Raw genomic sequence first — 16658 nt, 5'->3', positions numbered from 1 at the left:
AGCGGCTCTTTTTTTTATCTGGACTGCTTAGTTCAGCGAATCCTTGATGACTTCCTTGGCGTCGCCCACTTTTTCCTGGGTTTTGCCTTCGACCTGGTTAGCCAGGCCCTTGGCCTGCTGTTCCTTGCTGCCTACCAGCTTGCCGGTTTCTTCCTGAATTTTGCCGCCGATGTCTTTCAGTGCGCCGTTGACTTGGTCTTTGTTCATGATGAGCTCCTTGTAAGGTGCATGGCCAGATGGCGATGCGATGAGTACAGAATATCTTTTCCCTACAAGCTCTTCTGTTCGCACACGCACATACCATCACGAGCCGGGCTTGCGCCAGACGCTCGCCAGCCATGGTTGCTGTTCGCGCGGCATACCTTCGGGGCGGTAATAATGGTGGACGGGAAGAAATCCGGCGCTGGTGACGAACCGCTCCCAGGCAGGGTAGTCGTAATAGCTGCCGTAGCGTTCGCCATTCCACCCTTCCTCGTTATGGCCGCGCGGATTCGATGAGAACAGCACGCCGCCCGGCTTGAGCGCGGCGTACAGGCGCTCCAGCACCTGCGGCAGCGCCTGGCTGGGGACATGGAACAGGACTGCATTGGCGAAGATGCCGTCAAACAATTGTGGCGGGAGGTCCAGGTGCAGCAGATCCTGGCGCCACACCTCGCAGCCGCTGTAGTCGCGCGCCATGGCGACAAAGCGCTCTGCGCCGTCAACGCCGATGGCGCGGTGGCCCATCGACGCGAAGGTCTTCAGGTCGCGCCCCGGCCCGCAGCCGAGGTCGAGAATCGTGAACGGTGGAGTGGACTGGATTGCGCCGAGCAGCGCAGCGATATTCTGGCTGACGTCGTGGCCGATGGTTCCTGCAAAAAACTGCTGCGCGTTGCGCTCGTAGTGGGCCAGCGTGCGGCGGGCGATGTCGTCGAGTTCTTCCATGAACGCATTCTACCCGCGCCGCGCGGTGGCGCGGGCGGGTAGCGGGTGGAAAAGGTAGCCCTAGCGGTTTCCGCGGTCTTTGACAGCCTCTTTCACATCGCCAGCTTTTTGCTGGATATTGCCTTCAGCCTGGTTCTTCATGCCTTTGAGTTGCTGCTCCGAACTGCCAACTGCGTCGCCGACGTTCTTCTGGATCTTGCCCGCAACTTCCTTTGCCTTGCCTTTTACCTGGTCCTTGTTCATTTCGAGTACCTCGCTATGTGAGTAGTACGTTGACCACAGGGCCACACCATGCATGTGACCGGTCAACCATAGGACCGTTACCAGCATGACTCTGTTCGATACCTAACATATGGCGCGAACAACTGCCGCGCTGCGCTGTCTGACCAACTCAGCACTTAGCGAGCGAGGACGTCAATCCCGCCGTCCCGCGTTTATTCATGTGGAGAAAAACAAAAATGTTCGCATTGGAGAGGGTACGCCTGGTGGCGATAGTAGGGTTTGTTCTGGCAAGCGCGGCGCCGGCGGCGCAGGCCCAGCTTGCTGCAAAGACGGAAGATGTAGTGGCGCGGGTTCGCGCCGAAAGCGGCGAGCGTATCGCCCGCGCGGCCCAGGCGCTGCAAGCGTCGCGCAAGGAACTCGGGGTGGTGGCCGAAACCGATTTCGTGCCGCTCAGCTCAAGCGTCGACCAGTTTGGCATCACCCATGTGCGCTTCCAGCAGCGCTACCGAAGGCTGAAGGTGTGGGGCGGCCAGCTGGTCAGCCATATGGACGAAAGCAAACAGCTGCTGTCGCACACGCTGGCCCTGCACCGTTCGCCCGCCGTCGATATTGTGCCGCGCCTGTCGCCGGGCGCCGCCATCCGCACCGCGACGTCCGACGCGGGTATCCGGGGCGGCTTTACCATCGCGCCGGTTGCCGAACTGCTGGTCTACCCCATCACCAGGCGGGCAGTCGCCAACCGCCACCGCGGCGCGCGCAACATCGACGCGACCATGATGGAGACGCGCCTGGTACGCAACGCGCTCGCTTACCATGTGCACCTCGAAACGCGCAACGCCGCCGATGGCGACGTGTCGATGGAGTACATGGTCGACGCCCATTCCGGCGACGTACTGGCCAAGTGGCCGAGCCTCCAGAGCGCGCATGCGCGCGCCAGCGGCGCCAGGTCGCAATACAGCGGAACGGTCAGCATCAACGCCAACAGCACTGCCAGCGGCTTCGAGCTGCGCGACATGGAACGCGGCGCCCCCGGGCCGGCGGGCCAGCCCGAAGGAACGTTCTCCAACAACCTCGTGCTGGACTACCTTGCCGACATGCCCGAAGCCGCACATGCCTTGCGCGACGCCACCAACACCTGGGGCGACGGCGCCAACTACACGACAGGCTCGCGCGACCCTGACACCTTGCAGACCGCCGGCGTTGACGTTGCCTTCGGCATGCAGGCCAGCTGGGACTTCTACCGCCACGTGATCAACCGCAGCGGCATTGATGGCCTCAACAACTGGGCCACCTTTTCCGTCGTGCATGACCCGCAGTCGGGTTCCGGCGGCGCCAACGCGGCGTGGTACCCGTCATGCTTTTGCATGCGTTATGGCGACGGCAACCCGGAGTCCGGCATCAAGAACCTGACCTCGCTCGACATCGTCGCCCACGAGATGGCGCACGGCGTCAACCAGTTTGCCGGCGACCTGATCTACGCCGCGGAGCCGGGCGGCCTGAATGAAGCAAACTCGGACATCTTCGGCGCGATGGTGGAGTTCTACGTGCGCGGCGGCGGCCTTGCGGCGCGCTCCGCGACGATTCCCCCAAGCGGCGGCAACTGGAACATCCTCGACGAGGCCGGCGTGCCGAACTACCGCGTGATGTACAAGCCAAGCCTGCGCGGCGGCATCGATGCGTGGACGCCCAAGCTGTACCAGTACGGCCCGCACACTGCCAGCGGGCCGATGAACCGGGCCTTCTATTTTCTCGCCAGCGGGGCAGCCACCAGCGGCTCCAGGTCTACCCCGCTCCTACCGTCGGGCATGACAGGCATCGGCAACGACAGCGCCTTCCGCATCTGGTACCGCGCAATGAACTACTACTTCACCACCATGACCGATTACACCGCCGCGCGCCAGGCCCTGATTACCGCGAGCCGCGACCTGTTCGGCGCCGACTCGGCAGAGGAACAGGCGGTGTGGAACGCGATGAGGGGGATTAACGTTGGCCCGGCATGGACGGCGGCGGCCAGCTGCGGCCTGCTGGAATCGGGACGCCAGCTGCACGGCCAATCCGCGATCTCTTCATGCAACGGCAGGTACGCCCTCGCGATGCAGGTCGACGGCAACCTGGTGCTGTACCGCCATCCGGGAAGCGCTCTCTGGAACAGTGGTACGGGCGGCCACCATGGCGCCTATGCTGCGATGCAGGTCGACGGTAACTTTGTGGTGCAAATGACCGGCATGCGCGCGCCGGACGCGGTGCTGTGGCATGCGGGGACCTGGCAGTATCCCGAGTCGTCGCTGGAGGTGGCAAACGACGGCAACCTGGTGGTCCGGGCGGCAAACGGACTGCCCTTGTGGTACCGGGTGGCGCCAGCCGGCGCCGGCACGGTGGCGGCCAGCTCGGGCGCCAACACCACGCTGGACAAAGCCGATGCGATGGACCCGGCCACCAGCGGCGCCCTCGGGCGGATGCGCTTCGGCACCGAACATTACTTCAGTATTCCGGTGGCCGCCGGCGCCTCCCTGACGCTCGACTTTGTCGGCAGCCGCCTGCTCCGCTCGGATAACTTTGCGTCGGACTCCTGGGGCATCGCTATCCACGACGCCAGCGGCGCCCGGCTGGCGGACGCCGTCACGGACCCGTACAACACCAGGATAACAGCCACGTACAGGAATACCGGCGGCGCGGCCACCTTCATCGCGAAGGTATACCGGAACGCGTTCTGGCCCGGCGGGGACCTGGACATCCACCGGTATGCGCTCGCAGTCAGGCATCATTGACCTGAACGGCCAGGAATCGTAGGGCGGACAGCGAAGCGCCTCCGCCGATTTGGCGCCACGTTGACGCTCAACCCGGCGGAGGCGCTTCGCTTGCCCGCCCTACCCTCGTTGGTGGCTTACCAGACGCGCACGCGCTCCGCTGGCGCCAGGTACAGCTTCTGCCCCGGCTTCACGTCGAAGGCCTTGTACCATGCGTCGAGGTTACGCACGGTCGCGGTGCGGTACTCGCCCGGCGAGTGGCCGTCCGTCAGGATGCGCTGGCGCGCCGCACCTTCGCGCATCTTGGTGCGCCAGGTGTTCCCGTAACCGATAAAGAACTCGCGGTCGCCTTCCACCATCGACGCCTTGCCCGACTGGGTGGCCTTGTACGCGTCATACGCCGCGGCCAGGCCGGCCAGGTCGGCCAGGTTTTCGCTGAGCGTCAGCTGGCCGTTGACAGCCAGGTCCGGGAAAGGCTTGTAGGCCGAATACTGCTCGATCAGTTTGTTCGAGGCGGCCTTGAAGTGCTCGAGGTCTTCCCTGGTCCACCAGTCGCGCAGGCGGCCCTGGGCGTCGAACTGCGCGCCCTGGTCGTCGAAACTGTGGCTGATCTCATGGCCGATGACCGCGCCGATCGCACCGTAGTTCACCGCATCGGATGCCTTCGGATCGAAGAACGGCGGCTGCAGGATCGCGGCCGGGAAGTTGAGCGCGTTTTGCATCGGCATGTTGACCGCGTTGACTACGTGCGGCGGCATCGACCATTCGGTGCGGTCGACCGGCTTCTTCAGCTTTGCCAGCGCGTGCTTGTACTGGAATTGCTCCGCGCGCATCGCATTGCCCAGCGCATCGCCCTGCACGACCTTCAGGCCGGCGTACGATTTCCATTTCTCCGGGTAGCCGATGCCGACGTACAGGGTGCGCAGCTTTTCCTGCGCATGCGCGCGCGTGGCCGGCGCCATCCACTCAAGCTTCTCGACGCGCTTGCTGAACGCGGTCACGATGTTGCTGACCATTTGCTGCAGGCGCTGCTTGTTCTCGGCCGGGAAGTAGCGGTCGACATACAGGTGTCCGACTGCTTCATCGACGGCGTTGTTGGTGGCCGCCAGCGCGCGCTTCCAGCGCAGCGACTGCTGCGGCGTGCCGGACATGGCCTTGCCGTAGAAAGCGAAGTACTGGTCGGCGAATGCCTTCGGCAGCACCGCCGCATGGTGGTTGGCTGCGTGGAATGCGAGGAAGTCCTTCCAGGTCGCCAGGTCGGTCGAGGCGACCAGCTTCGACGCACCGGCCATCGCGGTCGGGTGCCACACGATGAACTTGTCCTGGCCGGCCAGGCCGGCGGCCTTGAAGAAGGCGTTCCAGTCCATGCCGGGCGCCTTCGCCGCGAAGTCCTTCAAGGTCCAGTTGTTGTTCGCCTTCTGCACATTGGCCGAGTCTTCGCGCGGCGCATGCGACTGCGCAAGCGCGCTCTCCAGCGCGAACACCCTGGCGGCGCGCGCTTCGGCGTCGGCATAGCCGGCCAGCTTCAGCATGGCGGCAATGTGCTGCTGGTACTTCGTGCGCAGCTCCGCCATGCGCGGGCTGTCGGTCAGGTAGTAGGCGCGGTCGGGCATGCCGAGGCCTCCCTGCAGCAGGTAGGGCGTGTTGCGGCCTGGTTCGTTCAGGCCCTGCGCCACCCACAGCCCGAACAGGTTCTCGGTAAAGAAGTCGGTGGCGTTGAGCGGGTCGACGTCGGCGCGCAGCGACGCGCCAAGCGCGCGCACCAGCGCAGGCTTGTCCTTGATCGCGTCGATCTTCGCCAGCACCGGCTTGAGCGGCGCGCCCCCTTTCGCTTCGATGCCCGCTTCGTCCATGAACGAGGAATAGTAATCGGCCACCATCCGCGCCTCGCCGGTGGCCTTCTTGTCCGCGGCGATCGCCTCGATCATTTTGCGGATGCGTTCGTTGGTTTCTTCCGCCAGCGCGGCGCCCGCGCCCCAGCTGCTGCGGTCGGCGGGAATCTCGGTTTTGGCCAGCCAGTCGGCGTTCGCGTAGGCGAAGAAGTCGTCGCCCGGCAGGACCGTCATCGAGGCGCTCGGTGCAGGTTGCGCTGACGGCGCCTGCGCCTGGGCGGAACCGATTGCAAAGGTGGCGCACAGCGCGATGGCGATGGCGGTACGGGCAGGTTTCCAGCTTGTTTTCATGGTCTTCCTTTCATCAGGTTATTTGAGGGCGGCGCGTACCTGCGGCAGCAGCAGCGCTTTTTGCGCGGCGCGCGTACGGATTGCATTGGCCACGCGTTGCGCTTCCGCTTGCGCGTCTTCGCCGAAGTTCGCCTTGACATAGGCTTCGAGCTGGTCGGCGTGGCGGGCATCGGCCGAGGCGCCAACGATGCTCGGGAAGGCGCGGTTGCGCCCGATCGCGTCCTGGTTTTTCATCAGGGCGTCACGATTCCTGACGGCGAACTCCCATGCCTGGTCGATATGCTCGCTGCGCGCGACGTCGGGAACGATCCGGGTGGCCAGCTGCGCCGGCAGGTCGGGCGACAGGGCCTTCTCCAGCGTGCGCGCCGACAGTGCCGGATCGAGCGCGTTCGTCAGCGCGCGGCCATAGCGGTTTCGCTCCTCGCCAGTTTGCGCCGTCATCGTCTTGTTCGACAAGGTCTCGTACGTGGCCGCATCGGCATAGCGGCCCGTGACGCTGAGCGTAAAGTCGATCATCTCCGGGCTGACGCTGGACGGGTCGGCCTGGAAGCGGGCGAAGCGCGCGCGCGCTTGCGCGATGGCCTCAGGGTCGCCGGCGCGCGCCAGCGCAGCCGCCATCATCGCGCGCATCTGCTTGTCTTCAATCGAGTCGGCTGGCCGTTCGTCCCATCCAAGCTTGCTGAAGCGCGGCTTGACGACCTGCACGAGGTAACGGCGGATCAGCTTTTGTTCCGGCTCGCCTTGCGCCATGCGATCCAACATCCCCAGGTTGGTGAGAATCGTGGCCCACACCACCAGCCGCGGCTCGTCGCCATAGCCCGACACCAGCTTCAGGTAGCTGCCGAGGTCAAGCCGGCCTGCCTGCACCATGCTCCAGGTGTCGGACAGCAGCTTGAAGCGCGTGGTGTCGGGCAGGCGCGCGGCCTGGCCCGACAGCGCATCGAAGGACGCGGTGTCGTACTGGACGCGGAAGTAGCCGACGCTGTGCGGATCGACCACCAGCGCCGCGTCGCAGCCGGCCTGCGTGATGGTGGTGCCCGGTCCTGCCAGCAGCGTGTAGTAGGCCTTGCCGCCGACGGTACCGACCTGCACGGGCACGTTCCACAGGCGCTGCTCCTTTGCCGGCTCGTCGAGCCGGAACTGCTGCTGCGACAAGGTGACGCGCCGCTTGCCGCCCTCGCAGCTTTGCTCGACCTTCAGGACCGGGAAGCCCGGCTGGGTGGTCCAGTCGGAGGCCAGCTTCGCGACCGGCTTGCCGGACGCCTTTTCCAGCGCGGCCCACAAGTCGGCGGTGGTGGTGTTCGAGTACTGGTGCTTATCCATGTAGCTGCGGATCCCTTTGCGGAAGTCGCGCTCGCCCAGGTAGGCTTCCAGCATGCGCAGGAATGCCTGGCCCTTGGTGTAGGTGATCGCGTCGAAGGCGTCGGCCGCCTGCGACTCGTTTTGCACCGGCGTCTGGATCGGATGCGTGGTCTTGCGCGCGTCCAGCTCCATCACGTAGTCGCGCTCGGCCATGCTGTGCAGGAAAGGCCGCCAGTCAGGGTAGAAATGGTCGGTCGCCTTGGTCGCCATCCACGAGGCGAAACCTTCGTTGAGCCAGAGGTTGTCCCACCACGCCATCGTGACCAGGTTGCCGAACCACTGGTGCGCCACCTCGTGGGCGTTGATCTCGAATGAGCCCTGGCGCACGTGGTCGGGGCTCTTCTTCGGGTCGTACAGCAAGGTCGCTTCGTTGTAGACGATGCCGCCCCAGTTTTCCATGGCGCCGTTGAAACCGCCCGGGATGGCGATCTGGTCTAGCTTGGCCAGCGGGTACGGCTGGCCGAAGTAGTTATTGAAGTAGCCCAGCAGGCGTTTGGTCGACTCGAGCGCGAACTTGCCGGTGTCCTTCTTGCCTGCGGTCGTGACGACCCCGATGTCGACGCCGTTGTGGCGGTCGCTGATGCGTTCCAGCTCGCCCGCGACCAGCACCACCAGGTAGCTCGGCATCTTGGGCGTCGGGCCGAAGCGGATGCGCTGCATGCCGCCGGCGAGGGTCTCCTGCTTTTCGACCGGGGTGTTGGAATAGGCCTGGAAGCTGGCCGGCACATCGACCGACAGCTTGTACCTTGCGCGGAAGGCCGGTTCGTCCCAGGTCGGCAGCATGCGGCGCGCGTCGGTCGGCTCCATGGTGGTGGCCAGCATCCTTTTGGCGTCGCTGCCTGCCTTGTAATCCATGTGGAACATGCCGCGCGCTTCGCGGTTGATCTGGCCACGAAACGCCAGCGTGAGCTGGTAGCGGCCCGGGGCAAGCTGGCGGCCGACGTCGAAGGCGACGGTTTCTTCTTTGTCGTCCACTTGCGCGCGCAGCGCGATCTCGCCGATGGCGCTGCCGGACAGGCTGGCCGCGTCGAACTGCATGTTGGCGGCGTTGAGCACGATGCGCGAGGCTGGCGTCAATACGTCGATGTCGATGGTTTGCGTCCCGGAAAACGTGTTGTCCGCAAGATTGGGCACAAGGTGGGCGGTGTACAGCACCGGCACGATGTTCTTGGGAAGCTTGCCGGGTGTGGCGGCGAAGGAATACGGCGCTTCGGCCTGGGCCGACAATGTAGCGAACGCAAGCGCGGCGGCCAGCGCCAGCTGTTTTAAGTGTGGATGTCTCATCTCGTCTCTCTTTTATTGTGCGGTCGCGCCATATGCCGCAGCGCCCCAGACTGCACTGTATGCGGGCCCGCCGCGGCGCGGCGTGCAATTGCGACAGGCTGCACAATGCCGCGCCAGGCTGCACAAATCGCGGAATGCCCCGGCCGTGCGCGAGCCTGTACCGCTGCGCCAGGATTCGCTATATAGTCAGGGCGTGGCTCGCGACAACGAGGAGAAGCTGGAATGACACTGGACGAACTGCTCCATAACCCCAAGGCCCTGCCGACCGCGCCCAAGGTTCTCGCAGACCTGATCCACAGTTTTGAAGACCCCGACGTACCGGTCGCGCACATCACGCGGACCTTGTCGGCCGACCCGGTACTGAGCGCCAAACTGCTGCGGCTGGCGAACTCGGCGTACTACAAGATGTCGCGCAGCGTGGCGACCGTCGATGACGCGGTGCGGATGCTGGGGTTTGTCACCGTGCGCACGCTCGTCATCAGCAGCGGCCTGGTGAATGGGTTCAAAGACGTACCGCCCGGCCTCGACCTGCAGCGTTTCTGGCGCTACAGCCTGAATACTGCCGTTGCCGCAAGATGGATCGCGAGCAGAACTGGCGAAGACGCGGACCTGGCCTTCACGATCGGGCTGATGCATGCAATCGGCCTGGTCATCATCCATGCCGGCATGCCAGCCCAAGCGCAGGAGCTCGATGACGATGTCGGACCGTACGACCCGGGACGCATGCAGCACGAAATGCGCGCTTTCGGCTTCAGCTTCTACGATGTGGGCGCGGGCCTGGCGCAACGCTGGAAGTTTCCAGCAGTATTTACGCGAACCATTCGCGAGGTCCCGGCCCCGCTCCAGGCAACCCCGCCCGACCGCCTCGCCGCCGTCATCCACCTGGCGGCATGGCGCGCCCAGCTGAACGAAGCGCGGGAGGCGCCCGACGACATCGCCGGCGAAACGCCAACCGGGGTTGCCGCCCTGTTCGCGCTCGAACCGGGGCGGCTGCTGGAGGACATGCCGCCGCTGGCCGAGCTCAGCGCAGGGCTCGAAGAGTTGATCAAATAACAATCCGCAAAATTATTTTCAGAAAATCGCATAGTCACCCTAAAGTTTCCTAAATGGGCACCGATATAGAGGGACACGCGGTAATCCGCCAACTATCGGCCAGGTGTCCCATGACCTCCAACGAAGTCCTCTCGATGTACGAAAATATTGCTGGCCTGACTGCCAAGATGGCAGGCGCCGCAAAAACCGGCGACTGGAATGGCCTGGCGGCGATGGAAACCGAGTGCGCGGCACAGGCTGCGGGCGTGGAAACCGGCGTGCCGGCACTGGCAGGCGCTGCCCGCCTGCGCAAGATCGACCTGATCAAGCAGATCCTGGCCAACGACCGCGCGATCCGCGAGATTACCGAGCCGTGGCAGCTGTCGGACGTGATGGCGCACTAAGCCCTATCCTGCCCACACATCAAAAGCGCCCGCGGGCGCTTTTTTGTTTTTGTCGTTGCGGAACGATGACGCATGGTAGCCCCTGAAGGGGCTGGCGCTGGAACGAGGGAGTTTGCTACAGGAAGGAATTCTGGAGAGCGAACACCAGGTATCTCCTGGCGTCGCCTCGTTGCCGGTTGCATCCGGCGGCTGCAAGACGTCGTAGCCTTGCAGTCAGCTTCCAGGACAGGCGTTTCTTCAACGATCACCTGCTTGTCGCGCCACGCTATCGGTGGTGGCTGCGCCAGGTCCGTGCCCTGTTTTGTTGGCCTTGAAGACCATGGAACCGAGTATAGCCCAGTTCTTGCGATTGCGCAGGATGCGCGCGAAGTATTTTTTGCTTTTTCTTAAGATTAATCAATTCGCTACTTCCTCGGCCGCCTCGGCGGGTGCTTTGCCCCCCTTGTCGCGGTGCATCGCATCACGCAGGCGTCCCATCATATTGCTCTTCGGGCGCTCTGGCGCCGCGACTTTTCCCCTGCTGCGATGTTTCAGGACAAGGACCAGGGCCGCTGCCGTGGCGGCCAACGCCGCCAGTGCCGCGCCAATCCAGAGCCACGGGGATGGCGCTTCATCGACCGGCGCGGGGGCGGTCTTCTTGCGCGGGACGGTACGGATCGGCGGCGGCCCAGCCTTGGCCGGCTTGATGGCAGCGGCCGTGGGGACGGACGCCGGCGCGGGGCCGGCCGGGGCGTCGAGCGCGGCTTGCAAGGCCTTGACCTTTTCTTCCAGTTCGACAATCTGCGCAGACAGCATGGCGTTCTTGTAGTCGCGCGTCGCGCAGGAGCGGATCTCGTCGTCGGTATAACGGGGCTTGGGGCAAGCCGCTGCGGGGATGACGCCAAGGGCCGGCTTCACCGCGGGCGCCACGGCTTTCGGCATCGGCGCCGCTGGCCTGGGCGGTGGCGCAACCGGTGTCGGCGCGGGTGCGATCGCTGCCAACGGCTTCGCCTCAGGGGCCGGCACGGGCGCCGGAGCCGGTGGCGGCGCCGGGCGCGGATCCGGGGTCAGCGGCAGGCTGGCCGCGCGCACATTGCGTCGCCCGCCCTCGCCCAGGTCGAGGAACAGGTGCACGTATTGGGTGTTGACGGGCGCAATCGACGTCATGTGCAGGAACTGGCGGCCATCGCGCCGCATGACCGACATGCGCACGCTCGACAGCACCGGATGCATGCTGAGATTGGCGGCCTGGAACACGTTCGGATGCGCCAGGCGTACGTCGACCGCCGCGCCGTCCGTGGCGAAACCGGTCAGCTCGATGTCCGCCACCAGCGGCTGCCCGATGTGCGAGCGCACCATCACTTCGCCCAGTTCGACCGCAAAGGCGCTGGCCAGCGCGCCGCTGAGGGCAAACATACTGGCGGTGCGGAGGAGGACGGCGAGGCAACGACGAGGCATGGAATCTGGACCAGTGACTAAGGGAAGGCAGCGCGAATTTGCGCCCCTGACGTCATTAACGAGCGTTGGAGTAAACTCTTTAGCAAAATTCATCAATAACAGGAAAAACGCCATGGAAACCAGGATGGAGAAGGACAGTTTCGGCCCGATCGCCGTGCCAGCGGACCGCTTGTGGGGAGCCCAGACGCAACGCTCGCTCGAACATTTCCACATTTCGAGCGAACGGATGCCGGCCGAACTGGTCAACGCGCTGGCGGAAGTGAAACGCGCCGCCGCCGCCGTCAACCGCTCGCTCGGCCTGCTGCCGGCCGACAAGGCCGACGCCATCATGCAGGCCGCGCTGGAAGTGCTCGACGGCCGGCATCCGGACGAATTCCCGCTGGTCGTCTGGCAGACCGGCTCTGGCACCCAGAGCAATATGAACATGAACGAGGTGCTGGCCAACCGCGCATCCGAGCTGATGGGCGGCGAACGGGGCGAAGCGCGCCTGCTGCACCCCAACGACCAGGTCAACATGGGACAGTCGTCCAACGATATCTTCCCCACCGCCATGCACGTGGCCGCCGCCCAGGCGGTGGCCAGGAACCTGCTGCCCGCGCTGGCGCAGCTGCGGGGCACCCTGGCTGTCAAGGCGCGCGAGTTTTCCGACATCGTCAAGATCGGCCGTACCCACCTCCAGGACGCGACCCCGCTGACCCTGGGGCAGGAATTCTCCGGCTATGTCGCGCAGCTGGAATACGCCGAGCAGATGATCAAGGCAACCTTGCCCGGCCTGCTACAACTGGCCGCCGGCGGCACGGCGGTAGGGACAGGACTCAACGCCCACCCTGACTTCGCGCCCCGCATCGCAGCCGAGCTGGGCTCGCGCACCGGGTTAGCCTTCAAGAGCGCGCCGAACAAGTTTGCCGCGCTGGCCGGCCACGACGCACTCGTCGCAGCCCATGGCGCCTTCAAAACCCTTGCCACCGCGCTCATGAAGATCGCCAACGATGTGCGCTGGATGGCGTCCGGACCGCGTTCCGGCCTGGGCGAAATCACGATTCCGGAAAACGAGCCAGGCAGTTCCATCATGCCGGGAAAGGTCAATCCGACCCAGTGCGAGGCGCTGACCATGCTGTGCTGCCAGGTGTTCGGCAACGACGTGGCGATCACCATTGGCGGCGCCTCGGGCAACTTCGAACTGAATGTGTTCAAGCCGATGATCGCGCACAATTTCTTGCAGAGCGCGCGCCTGCTGGGCGACGGCATGCGCTCGTTCGACGAGCATTGCGCGCGCGGGATCGAGCCGAACCACGCGCGCATCGGCGAACTGATGGAGCGCTCGCTGATGCTGGTGACTGCACTGGCGCCGCACATCGGCTATGATCGCGCGGCCCAGATTGCCAAGAAGGCGCAGCACGAAGGCTCCACCTTGAAGGAAGCCGCGTTGGCGCTGGGCTATGTGACGGAGCAGGAATTCAGCGAATGGATCGTCCCGATGGACATGACCCACCCCGCACCGCCTGCCTGATTTACGTATCAAAAAACCAACAATTTTAATCGAGGATAGAATGCAAAACGTCACTTTTGATCTGGAAGGCGAGTTCGTCGAGCTCAACCAGCTGCTGAAACTGGCTGGCTTGTGCGACAGCGGCGGCGCCGGAAAGAACATGGTCGCGAGCGGCGTCGTTGCCGTCGATGGGAAGCGCGAATTGCGCAAGACCGCGAAGATCCGCTCGGGCCAGACCGTCAGTGTCGGCGACGTGCGTATTCGCGTGCAGTAAGCAGTGCTGCGGCGTTGCGGTTGACGGGTAAGCGAGGGAAATAACGCAAGGATCTGGCGGGGCTTTGGCCCCGGAATAAGTGCCCGCATTCATTTGCGCGCAGACAAACTCAGCCGTTCTTGCTTGTTTATATTGTAACCATGATCAACCGTTGGAGGAGGCCGCCATGAATAGCCCTCAAGAAAGGTCTCAGACGCAGGAAAGGCTCATTGGAGACCTGCGACTCGTCATCGAAAATGCGGAGGAACTGCTCAAGAACACCGACCAATACACCAGTGTGATTTACCAGAACGCACGCGCCAAGCTGGCGCATGCGCTCAACGCCGCAACCGAGGAATTGGCGCGGTTCGAAGACGCCCAGCTATCGCGCATGATCGAAGCGACCAATGCCGCAGCAAACCAGCACGCCGACCAGTCCGGCGAAGCGCGCATCCTGCGTGCATTCCACTGAGTAGTTTCCGCAAGTCCAGTGCGGCGCCGGGGGCCGGCGCCGCATCCCCTACTCCTCTTCCAGCGAACTGAACACCCCCAGCGCCATCCACTGCGCCAGGTGGGCGGGTACGTCGAAATCGTCGTCGATGGCGAACGCCGCGTCCAGTGCGGCGCCAACGTTGCCGCCCTCGCCCAGTACTTTTAAGGCGGCAAAGGCCGATGCCGGCAGCGCCGCCACCTCGGTTTTCCATCGCGGCCGCGCGATCACGCCACACGACGGTTGGGCCATGTCTTGCGGGAAGCCGACGCCGCTGCCAGCCTGGTGCGCCTGCCACAGCGGGAGGATGGCCCAGTCGGAGGCGAACAGCGTGCAGGCCGGGTGCAGGGCGGCGCGCGCCGCCTCGAAACGGGTGGGGTCGAGCGAGCCAAGTTGCGCGGCGGTAACGGGCTGCGCATCGGGCGCAAAATGGCTGCGGTGCAGCGCCCATTCGAAACGCGCCATGTCAGGCAGGTAGGGATACTGCGCCACGTGCTCGAAGCGCTCGAGGAAGGCGGCAAAGCCTGCGCCAAAGTTGTTCAGGTCGGCGTCCACGGAGGGATGGGCCATGCCAAAGGCGCGGCTCAGCGCCGTAAAGAACTCGTCGCCGAGCAGCTGGCGGATGACCGGATAGGCGGCGGACAGCACCTTGTCCCAGGTCACGGTGAGGTTGCCGCGGTACAGCCCGAACCGGTCGGCATCGCCGTTGGTGAAATGTCCCAGCACCTCCGCCTCGCGCCCGGCATCGAACAATGCACGGGCAAACAATTCCTGCGTGGAACTATCGACATCGGGCGCGGCGGCGCTGCGTGCATTGGCGTGCGGCGGGGCAATGGCAGGCTGGACAGCGAAGCCGGAAGCAATCGCATCGGCCTTGCGCGCCTCGCCCAGCAGCACCTCTAGCGCAGGCAGGTCCGTATCCCACTCGACCAGCGTCGGCACCCTGCCGAACCGGCCCAGCGCCGCCTTGTACAACGCCCATACCTCGGGCGCGACCTCGGCGCCGTGATGGTCGATGACGGCGGCCGGCGTCACCATGTGCCCGGCCAGGTGGATTTCGCCGACGCTGCCCGGCGCAATTGCGGCGATCGCCGCCAGCGCGTCCTCCCCGTGGTTGCACTGGTTGACCCAGAGGTTGTTCACATCGAGCAGCAGCAGGCAGCCAGTGCGCCGCGACAGCGCCGCCATGAATTGCGCTTCGCTCATCTGGTCGGAACGGAAGCGGACGTAGGTCGATACGTTTTCCAGCAATATTTGCCGGCCCAGCAGGTCTTGCACCCGCCCTACCCGCTCGCACAGCAGGTCCAGCGCGGCGTCATCCAGCGCCAGCGGCAGCAGGTCGTTCAGGTTGCGGTCGTGGACGGCGCCCCAGCACAGATGCTCGGACACCAGCATCGGATCGACATCGGCGACCAGCGCGCGCACCCTTTCAAGGTGATGTTCGGAGAAACCCCGCGCCGAGCCAAGGCCAAGCCCGACACCATGCAGGCTGACCGGATAGTCGCGCCGGAGCTGGCCCAGGACGTGCCAGTCCCAGCCGGAACGGTTGAGGAAATTTTCGGTGTGGACTTCGAGCCAGCCTACCTTCGGCCGTTGCTCAAGAAAATCGCGGTAATGCGGGGCGCGCAGCCCGACGCCGGCATGGTTGGCCGGCGCCAGTCCTGCGCGCAGTTCTGCTGTCACAGAGGGGAATTACTTTTTCTCGGGCAGCTTGCCGCCGGCCTTCTCGCACGTGCCCTTGGCGACGTACTTCCATTCGGTGGCATCGTTGTCGGTCTTGGCCTGGCCGGCGCAGCTGTGCGAGCCGTTCGAGCTGGCGCAGTCGTTCTGGCCGGTTTTGGCGATGCCGAAGCACTTTTCCTGCTCGACCTTTTCGGCCTTGTCGGAACCGTGGTTATGTGCAAATGCGGTGCTGCTGGCTGCTGCGCACATGCCTGCAAGGGCAGCGGCGATCATGGCTTGACGTTTGTTCATGGAGCTCTCCTTAGTTGGATGGCGGATTCTACCGCGTTTTTTGCGGTACAAACACAGCCGTACCATGAATGGAGTTCAGGCCGTGGTATTGATGGTGTTGCCGAGGTTTGAAGGCAGGTTCTGCACCGATGGCACTGTCTTTACGGCATCGATCAGCTGGGTAGCTGTGGAGCCTTCGATCTGCAGCGCGCGCTTGAGGACGGCGGCTTGCACTTCCTGGCGATTGCCGGTTTCTGCGATCGAGCTCGATAATTTTGCAATTGCGGCAACGTCCATGTCGTTCTCCGAATGAGGGGCTATCCCCTTGTTACGGCAGGTTTTTAGGGAACTTTAGGCAGGCGCCGCTCAAGCCAGGCCAAAATGGCTGGCTGGTCGTTCAGGTCGAGCCACTCGACCCCATCGCGCAGCTGCGCCGGACGGGTGGCGTCGCTGGCGACGGCGACGATGCCCGGGTCGTCCGGGTACAGCGCCGGCTGGCCGAGGGCGGGCCGGTGCACTTCCAGCTTTGGAATCGGCTCCCATTTATACCCCTCGACCAGTGTCAGGTCGGCCGCGGCGAGCCGCTGCAGGTGTTCGGCGAGCGATGGCTCGGCCGCCCCGCGCAGTTCGCGCATGACGGCCACCCGGAATGGCGACGCGATCATCACTTCGGCAGCACCGGCCATGCGCAGGCGCGCGCTGTCCTTGTGCGGGGGCTCCAGCGGGATGTCATGGTGGCTGTGCTTGACGACGTTGATGCGCAGGCCGCGCGCGGCCAGCCGCGCCACCAGGTATTCGAGCAAGGTGGTCTTGCCGCTGCCGGACCAGCCGACCACGCCCAGCACCTGTCCGGGCTGTGTTTCGTTCTGCATGTTCGG

16 protein-coding genes are annotated in these 16658 nt (G+C 64.6%); 6 read left to right on the top strand and 10 right to left on the bottom strand.

The annotated features are described in order from the left end of the window. Nucleotides 1-27 precede the first annotated feature (27 nt). The 3 genes from LMJ30_RS03945 to LMJ30_RS03935 all read right to left on the bottom strand — a co-directional run bounded on the left by LMJ30_RS03945 (nucleotide 28) and on the right by LMJ30_RS03935 (nucleotide 1167). Nucleotides 28-207, bottom strand: a complete 180-nt coding sequence (locus LMJ30_RS03945) for a CsbD family protein (protein ID WP_229431033.1) — start codon at nucleotides 205-207, stop codon at nucleotides 28-30. Nucleotides 208-303: 96 nt separating this feature from the next. Beyond that, the gene (locus LMJ30_RS03940) at nucleotides 304-924 is read right to left on the bottom strand and encodes a class I SAM-dependent methyltransferase (RefSeq protein ID WP_229431032.1); all 621 of its coding nucleotides are present in this window, start codon (nucleotides 922-924) and stop codon (nucleotides 304-306) included. A 60-nt stretch (nucleotides 925-984) separates the two neighbouring features. Beyond that, nucleotides 985-1167 carry a CsbD family protein gene (locus tag LMJ30_RS03935; protein ID WP_229431031.1) on the bottom strand — a complete coding sequence of 61 codons (183 nt, stop codon included), beginning with the start codon at nucleotides 1165-1167 and terminating at the stop codon, nucleotides 985-987. Nucleotides 1168-1382: 215 nt separating this feature from the next. Here LMJ30_RS03935 and LMJ30_RS03930 point away from each other — a divergent pair, with 215 nt between their 5' ends. Next, nucleotides 1383-3914: a M4 family metallopeptidase gene (locus LMJ30_RS03930; RefSeq protein ID WP_229431030.1), complete on the top strand. Its 2532-nt coding sequence runs from the start codon at nucleotides 1383-1385 to the stop codon at nucleotides 3912-3914. 116 nt (nucleotides 3915-4030) lie between these two features. Here LMJ30_RS03930 and LMJ30_RS03925 read toward each other — a convergent pair whose 3' ends face one another. Together LMJ30_RS03925 and LMJ30_RS03920 are read right to left on the bottom strand one after the other, a co-directional pair. Next, the gene (locus LMJ30_RS03925; RefSeq protein ID WP_229431029.1) at nucleotides 4031-6076 is read right to left on the bottom strand and encodes a M13 family metallopeptidase; all 2046 of its coding nucleotides are present in this window, start codon (nucleotides 6074-6076) and stop codon (nucleotides 4031-4033) included. 18 nt (nucleotides 6077-6094) lie between these two features. After that, nucleotides 6095-8722 carry a M1 family metallopeptidase gene (locus LMJ30_RS03920; protein ID WP_229431028.1) on the bottom strand — a complete coding sequence of 876 codons (2628 nt, stop codon included), beginning with the start codon at nucleotides 8720-8722 and terminating at the stop codon, nucleotides 6095-6097. A 222-nt stretch (nucleotides 8723-8944) separates the two neighbouring features. Between LMJ30_RS03920 and LMJ30_RS03915 the strand changes: the two genes are divergently transcribed. Both LMJ30_RS03915 and LMJ30_RS03910 read left to right on the top strand, forming a co-directional pair. Further along, a complete protein-coding gene (locus LMJ30_RS03915; protein ID WP_229431027.1) occupies nucleotides 8945-9775 on the top strand; it encodes an HDOD domain-containing protein in 831 nt (276 codons plus the stop codon). A gap of 110 nt (nucleotides 9776-9885) precedes the next feature. Further along, nucleotides 9886-10158 (top strand): flagellar protein FliT, encoded by a 273-nt coding sequence (locus LMJ30_RS03910; protein ID WP_229431026.1) that lies wholly within the window; start codon nucleotides 9886-9888, stop codon nucleotides 10156-10158. A gap of 396 nt (nucleotides 10159-10554) precedes the next feature. Here the strand turns inward: LMJ30_RS03910 and LMJ30_RS03905 are convergent, their stop codons facing one another. Beyond that, complete coding sequence (locus LMJ30_RS03905) at nucleotides 10555-11553, bottom strand: type IV pilus assembly protein FimV (RefSeq protein ID WP_229431025.1); 999 nt, start codon at nucleotides 11551-11553, stop codon at nucleotides 10555-10557. 154 nt (nucleotides 11554-11707) lie between these two features. Here LMJ30_RS03905 and fumC point away from each other — a divergent pair, with 154 nt between their 5' ends. The 3 genes from fumC to LMJ30_RS03890 all read left to right on the top strand — a co-directional run bounded on the left by fumC (nucleotide 11708) and on the right by LMJ30_RS03890 (nucleotide 13809). Continuing rightward, nucleotides 11708-13105: a class II fumarate hydratase gene (fumC, locus tag LMJ30_RS03900; protein ID WP_229431024.1), complete on the top strand. Its 1398-nt coding sequence runs from the start codon at nucleotides 11708-11710 to the stop codon at nucleotides 13103-13105. 40 nt (nucleotides 13106-13145) lie between these two features. Beyond that, nucleotides 13146-13358, top strand: coding sequence for an RNA-binding S4 domain-containing protein (locus LMJ30_RS03895; RefSeq protein ID WP_131428688.1), 213 nt, complete (start codon nucleotides 13146-13148; stop codon nucleotides 13356-13358). Between the two features lie 166 nt (nucleotides 13359-13524). Further along, the gene (locus tag LMJ30_RS03890) at nucleotides 13525-13809 is read left to right on the top strand and encodes a DUF883 domain-containing protein (protein ID WP_229431023.1); all 285 of its coding nucleotides are present in this window, start codon (nucleotides 13525-13527) and stop codon (nucleotides 13807-13809) included. A 48-nt stretch (nucleotides 13810-13857) separates the two neighbouring features. On the opposite strand, the gene bufB is transcribed toward LMJ30_RS03890, so the two are convergent. From bufB to mobB, 4 genes are all read right to left on the bottom strand, one after another. Beyond that, nucleotides 13858-15510 (bottom strand): MNIO family bufferin maturase, encoded by a 1653-nt coding sequence (bufB, locus tag LMJ30_RS03885; RefSeq protein WP_229431022.1) that lies wholly within the window; start codon nucleotides 15508-15510, stop codon nucleotides 13858-13860. A 9-nt stretch (nucleotides 15511-15519) separates the two neighbouring features. Continuing rightward, nucleotides 15520-15801, bottom strand: coding sequence for a BufA1 family periplasmic bufferin-type metallophore (locus LMJ30_RS03880; RefSeq protein WP_229431021.1), 282 nt, complete (start codon nucleotides 15799-15801; stop codon nucleotides 15520-15522). 75 nt (nucleotides 15802-15876) lie between these two features. Beyond that, nucleotides 15877-16077, bottom strand: coding sequence for a YjfB family protein (locus tag LMJ30_RS03875; RefSeq protein WP_229431020.1), 201 nt, complete (start codon nucleotides 16075-16077; stop codon nucleotides 15877-15879). 44 nt (nucleotides 16078-16121) lie between these two features. Continuing rightward, nucleotides 16122-16652 (bottom strand): molybdopterin-guanine dinucleotide biosynthesis protein B, encoded by a 531-nt coding sequence (gene mobB / locus LMJ30_RS03870; protein ID WP_229431019.1) that lies wholly within the window; start codon nucleotides 16650-16652, stop codon nucleotides 16122-16124. Nucleotides 16653-16658: the final 6 nt, after the last annotated feature.

The organism is Massilia agrisoli, assembly GCF_020831365.1.
In the GTDB taxonomy this organism is placed as follows: Bacteria; Pseudomonadota; Gammaproteobacteria; order Burkholderiales; family Burkholderiaceae_D; genus Telluria_A; species Telluria_A agrisoli.
Note: the sequence above shows the minus strand (reverse complement) of the source record. Positions and strands in the feature narration are given on the sequence as shown.

What these genes read in the sequence shown, in the direction of transcription:
- LMJ30_RS03945 (WP_229431033.1), bottom strand. Translation starts at nt 207, where the DNA reads ATGAACAAAGACCAAGTCAACGGCGCACTGAAAGACATCGGCGGCAAA.
- LMJ30_RS03940 (WP_229431032.1), bottom strand. Translation starts at nt 924, where the DNA reads ATGGAAGAACTCGACGACATCGCCCGCCGCACGCTGGCCCACTACGAG.
- LMJ30_RS03935 (WP_229431031.1), bottom strand. Translation starts at nt 1,167, where the DNA reads ATGAACAAGGACCAGGTAAAAGGCAAGGCAAAGGAAGTTGCGGGCAAG.
- LMJ30_RS03930 (WP_229431030.1), top strand. Translation starts at nt 1,383, where the DNA reads ATGTTCGCATTGGAGAGGGTACGCCTGGTGGCGATAGTAGGGTTTGTT.
- LMJ30_RS03925 (WP_229431029.1), bottom strand. Translation starts at nt 6,076, where the DNA reads ATGAAAACAAGCTGGAAACCTGCCCGTACCGCCATCGCCATCGCGCTG.
- LMJ30_RS03920 (WP_229431028.1), bottom strand. Translation starts at nt 8,722, where the DNA reads ATGAGACATCCACACTTAAAACAGCTGGCGCTGGCCGCCGCGCTTGCG.
- LMJ30_RS03915 (WP_229431027.1), top strand. Translation starts at nt 8,945, where the DNA reads ATGACACTGGACGAACTGCTCCATAACCCCAAGGCCCTGCCGACCGCG.
- LMJ30_RS03910 (WP_229431026.1), top strand. Translation starts at nt 9,886, where the DNA reads ATGACCTCCAACGAAGTCCTCTCGATGTACGAAAATATTGCTGGCCTG.
- LMJ30_RS03905 (WP_229431025.1), bottom strand. Translation starts at nt 11,553, where the DNA reads ATGTTTGCCCTCAGCGGCGCGCTGGCCAGCGCCTTTGCGGTCGAACTG.
- fumC (WP_229431024.1), top strand. Translation starts at nt 11,708, where the DNA reads ATGGAAACCAGGATGGAGAAGGACAGTTTCGGCCCGATCGCCGTGCCA.
- LMJ30_RS03895 (WP_131428688.1), top strand. Translation starts at nt 13,146, where the DNA reads ATGCAAAACGTCACTTTTGATCTGGAAGGCGAGTTCGTCGAGCTCAAC.
- LMJ30_RS03890 (WP_229431023.1), top strand. Translation starts at nt 13,525, where the DNA reads ATGAATAGCCCTCAAGAAAGGTCTCAGACGCAGGAAAGGCTCATTGGA.
- LMJ30_RS03880 (WP_229431021.1), bottom strand. Translation starts at nt 15,801, where the DNA reads ATGAACAAACGTCAAGCCATGATCGCCGCTGCCCTTGCAGGCATGTGC.
- LMJ30_RS03875 (WP_229431020.1), bottom strand. Translation starts at nt 16,077, where the DNA reads ATGGACGTTGCCGCAATTGCAAAATTATCGAGCTCGATCGCAGAAACC.
- mobB (WP_229431019.1), bottom strand. Translation starts at nt 16,652, where the DNA reads ATGCAGAACGAAACACAGCCCGGACAGGTGCTGGGCGTGGTCGGCTGG.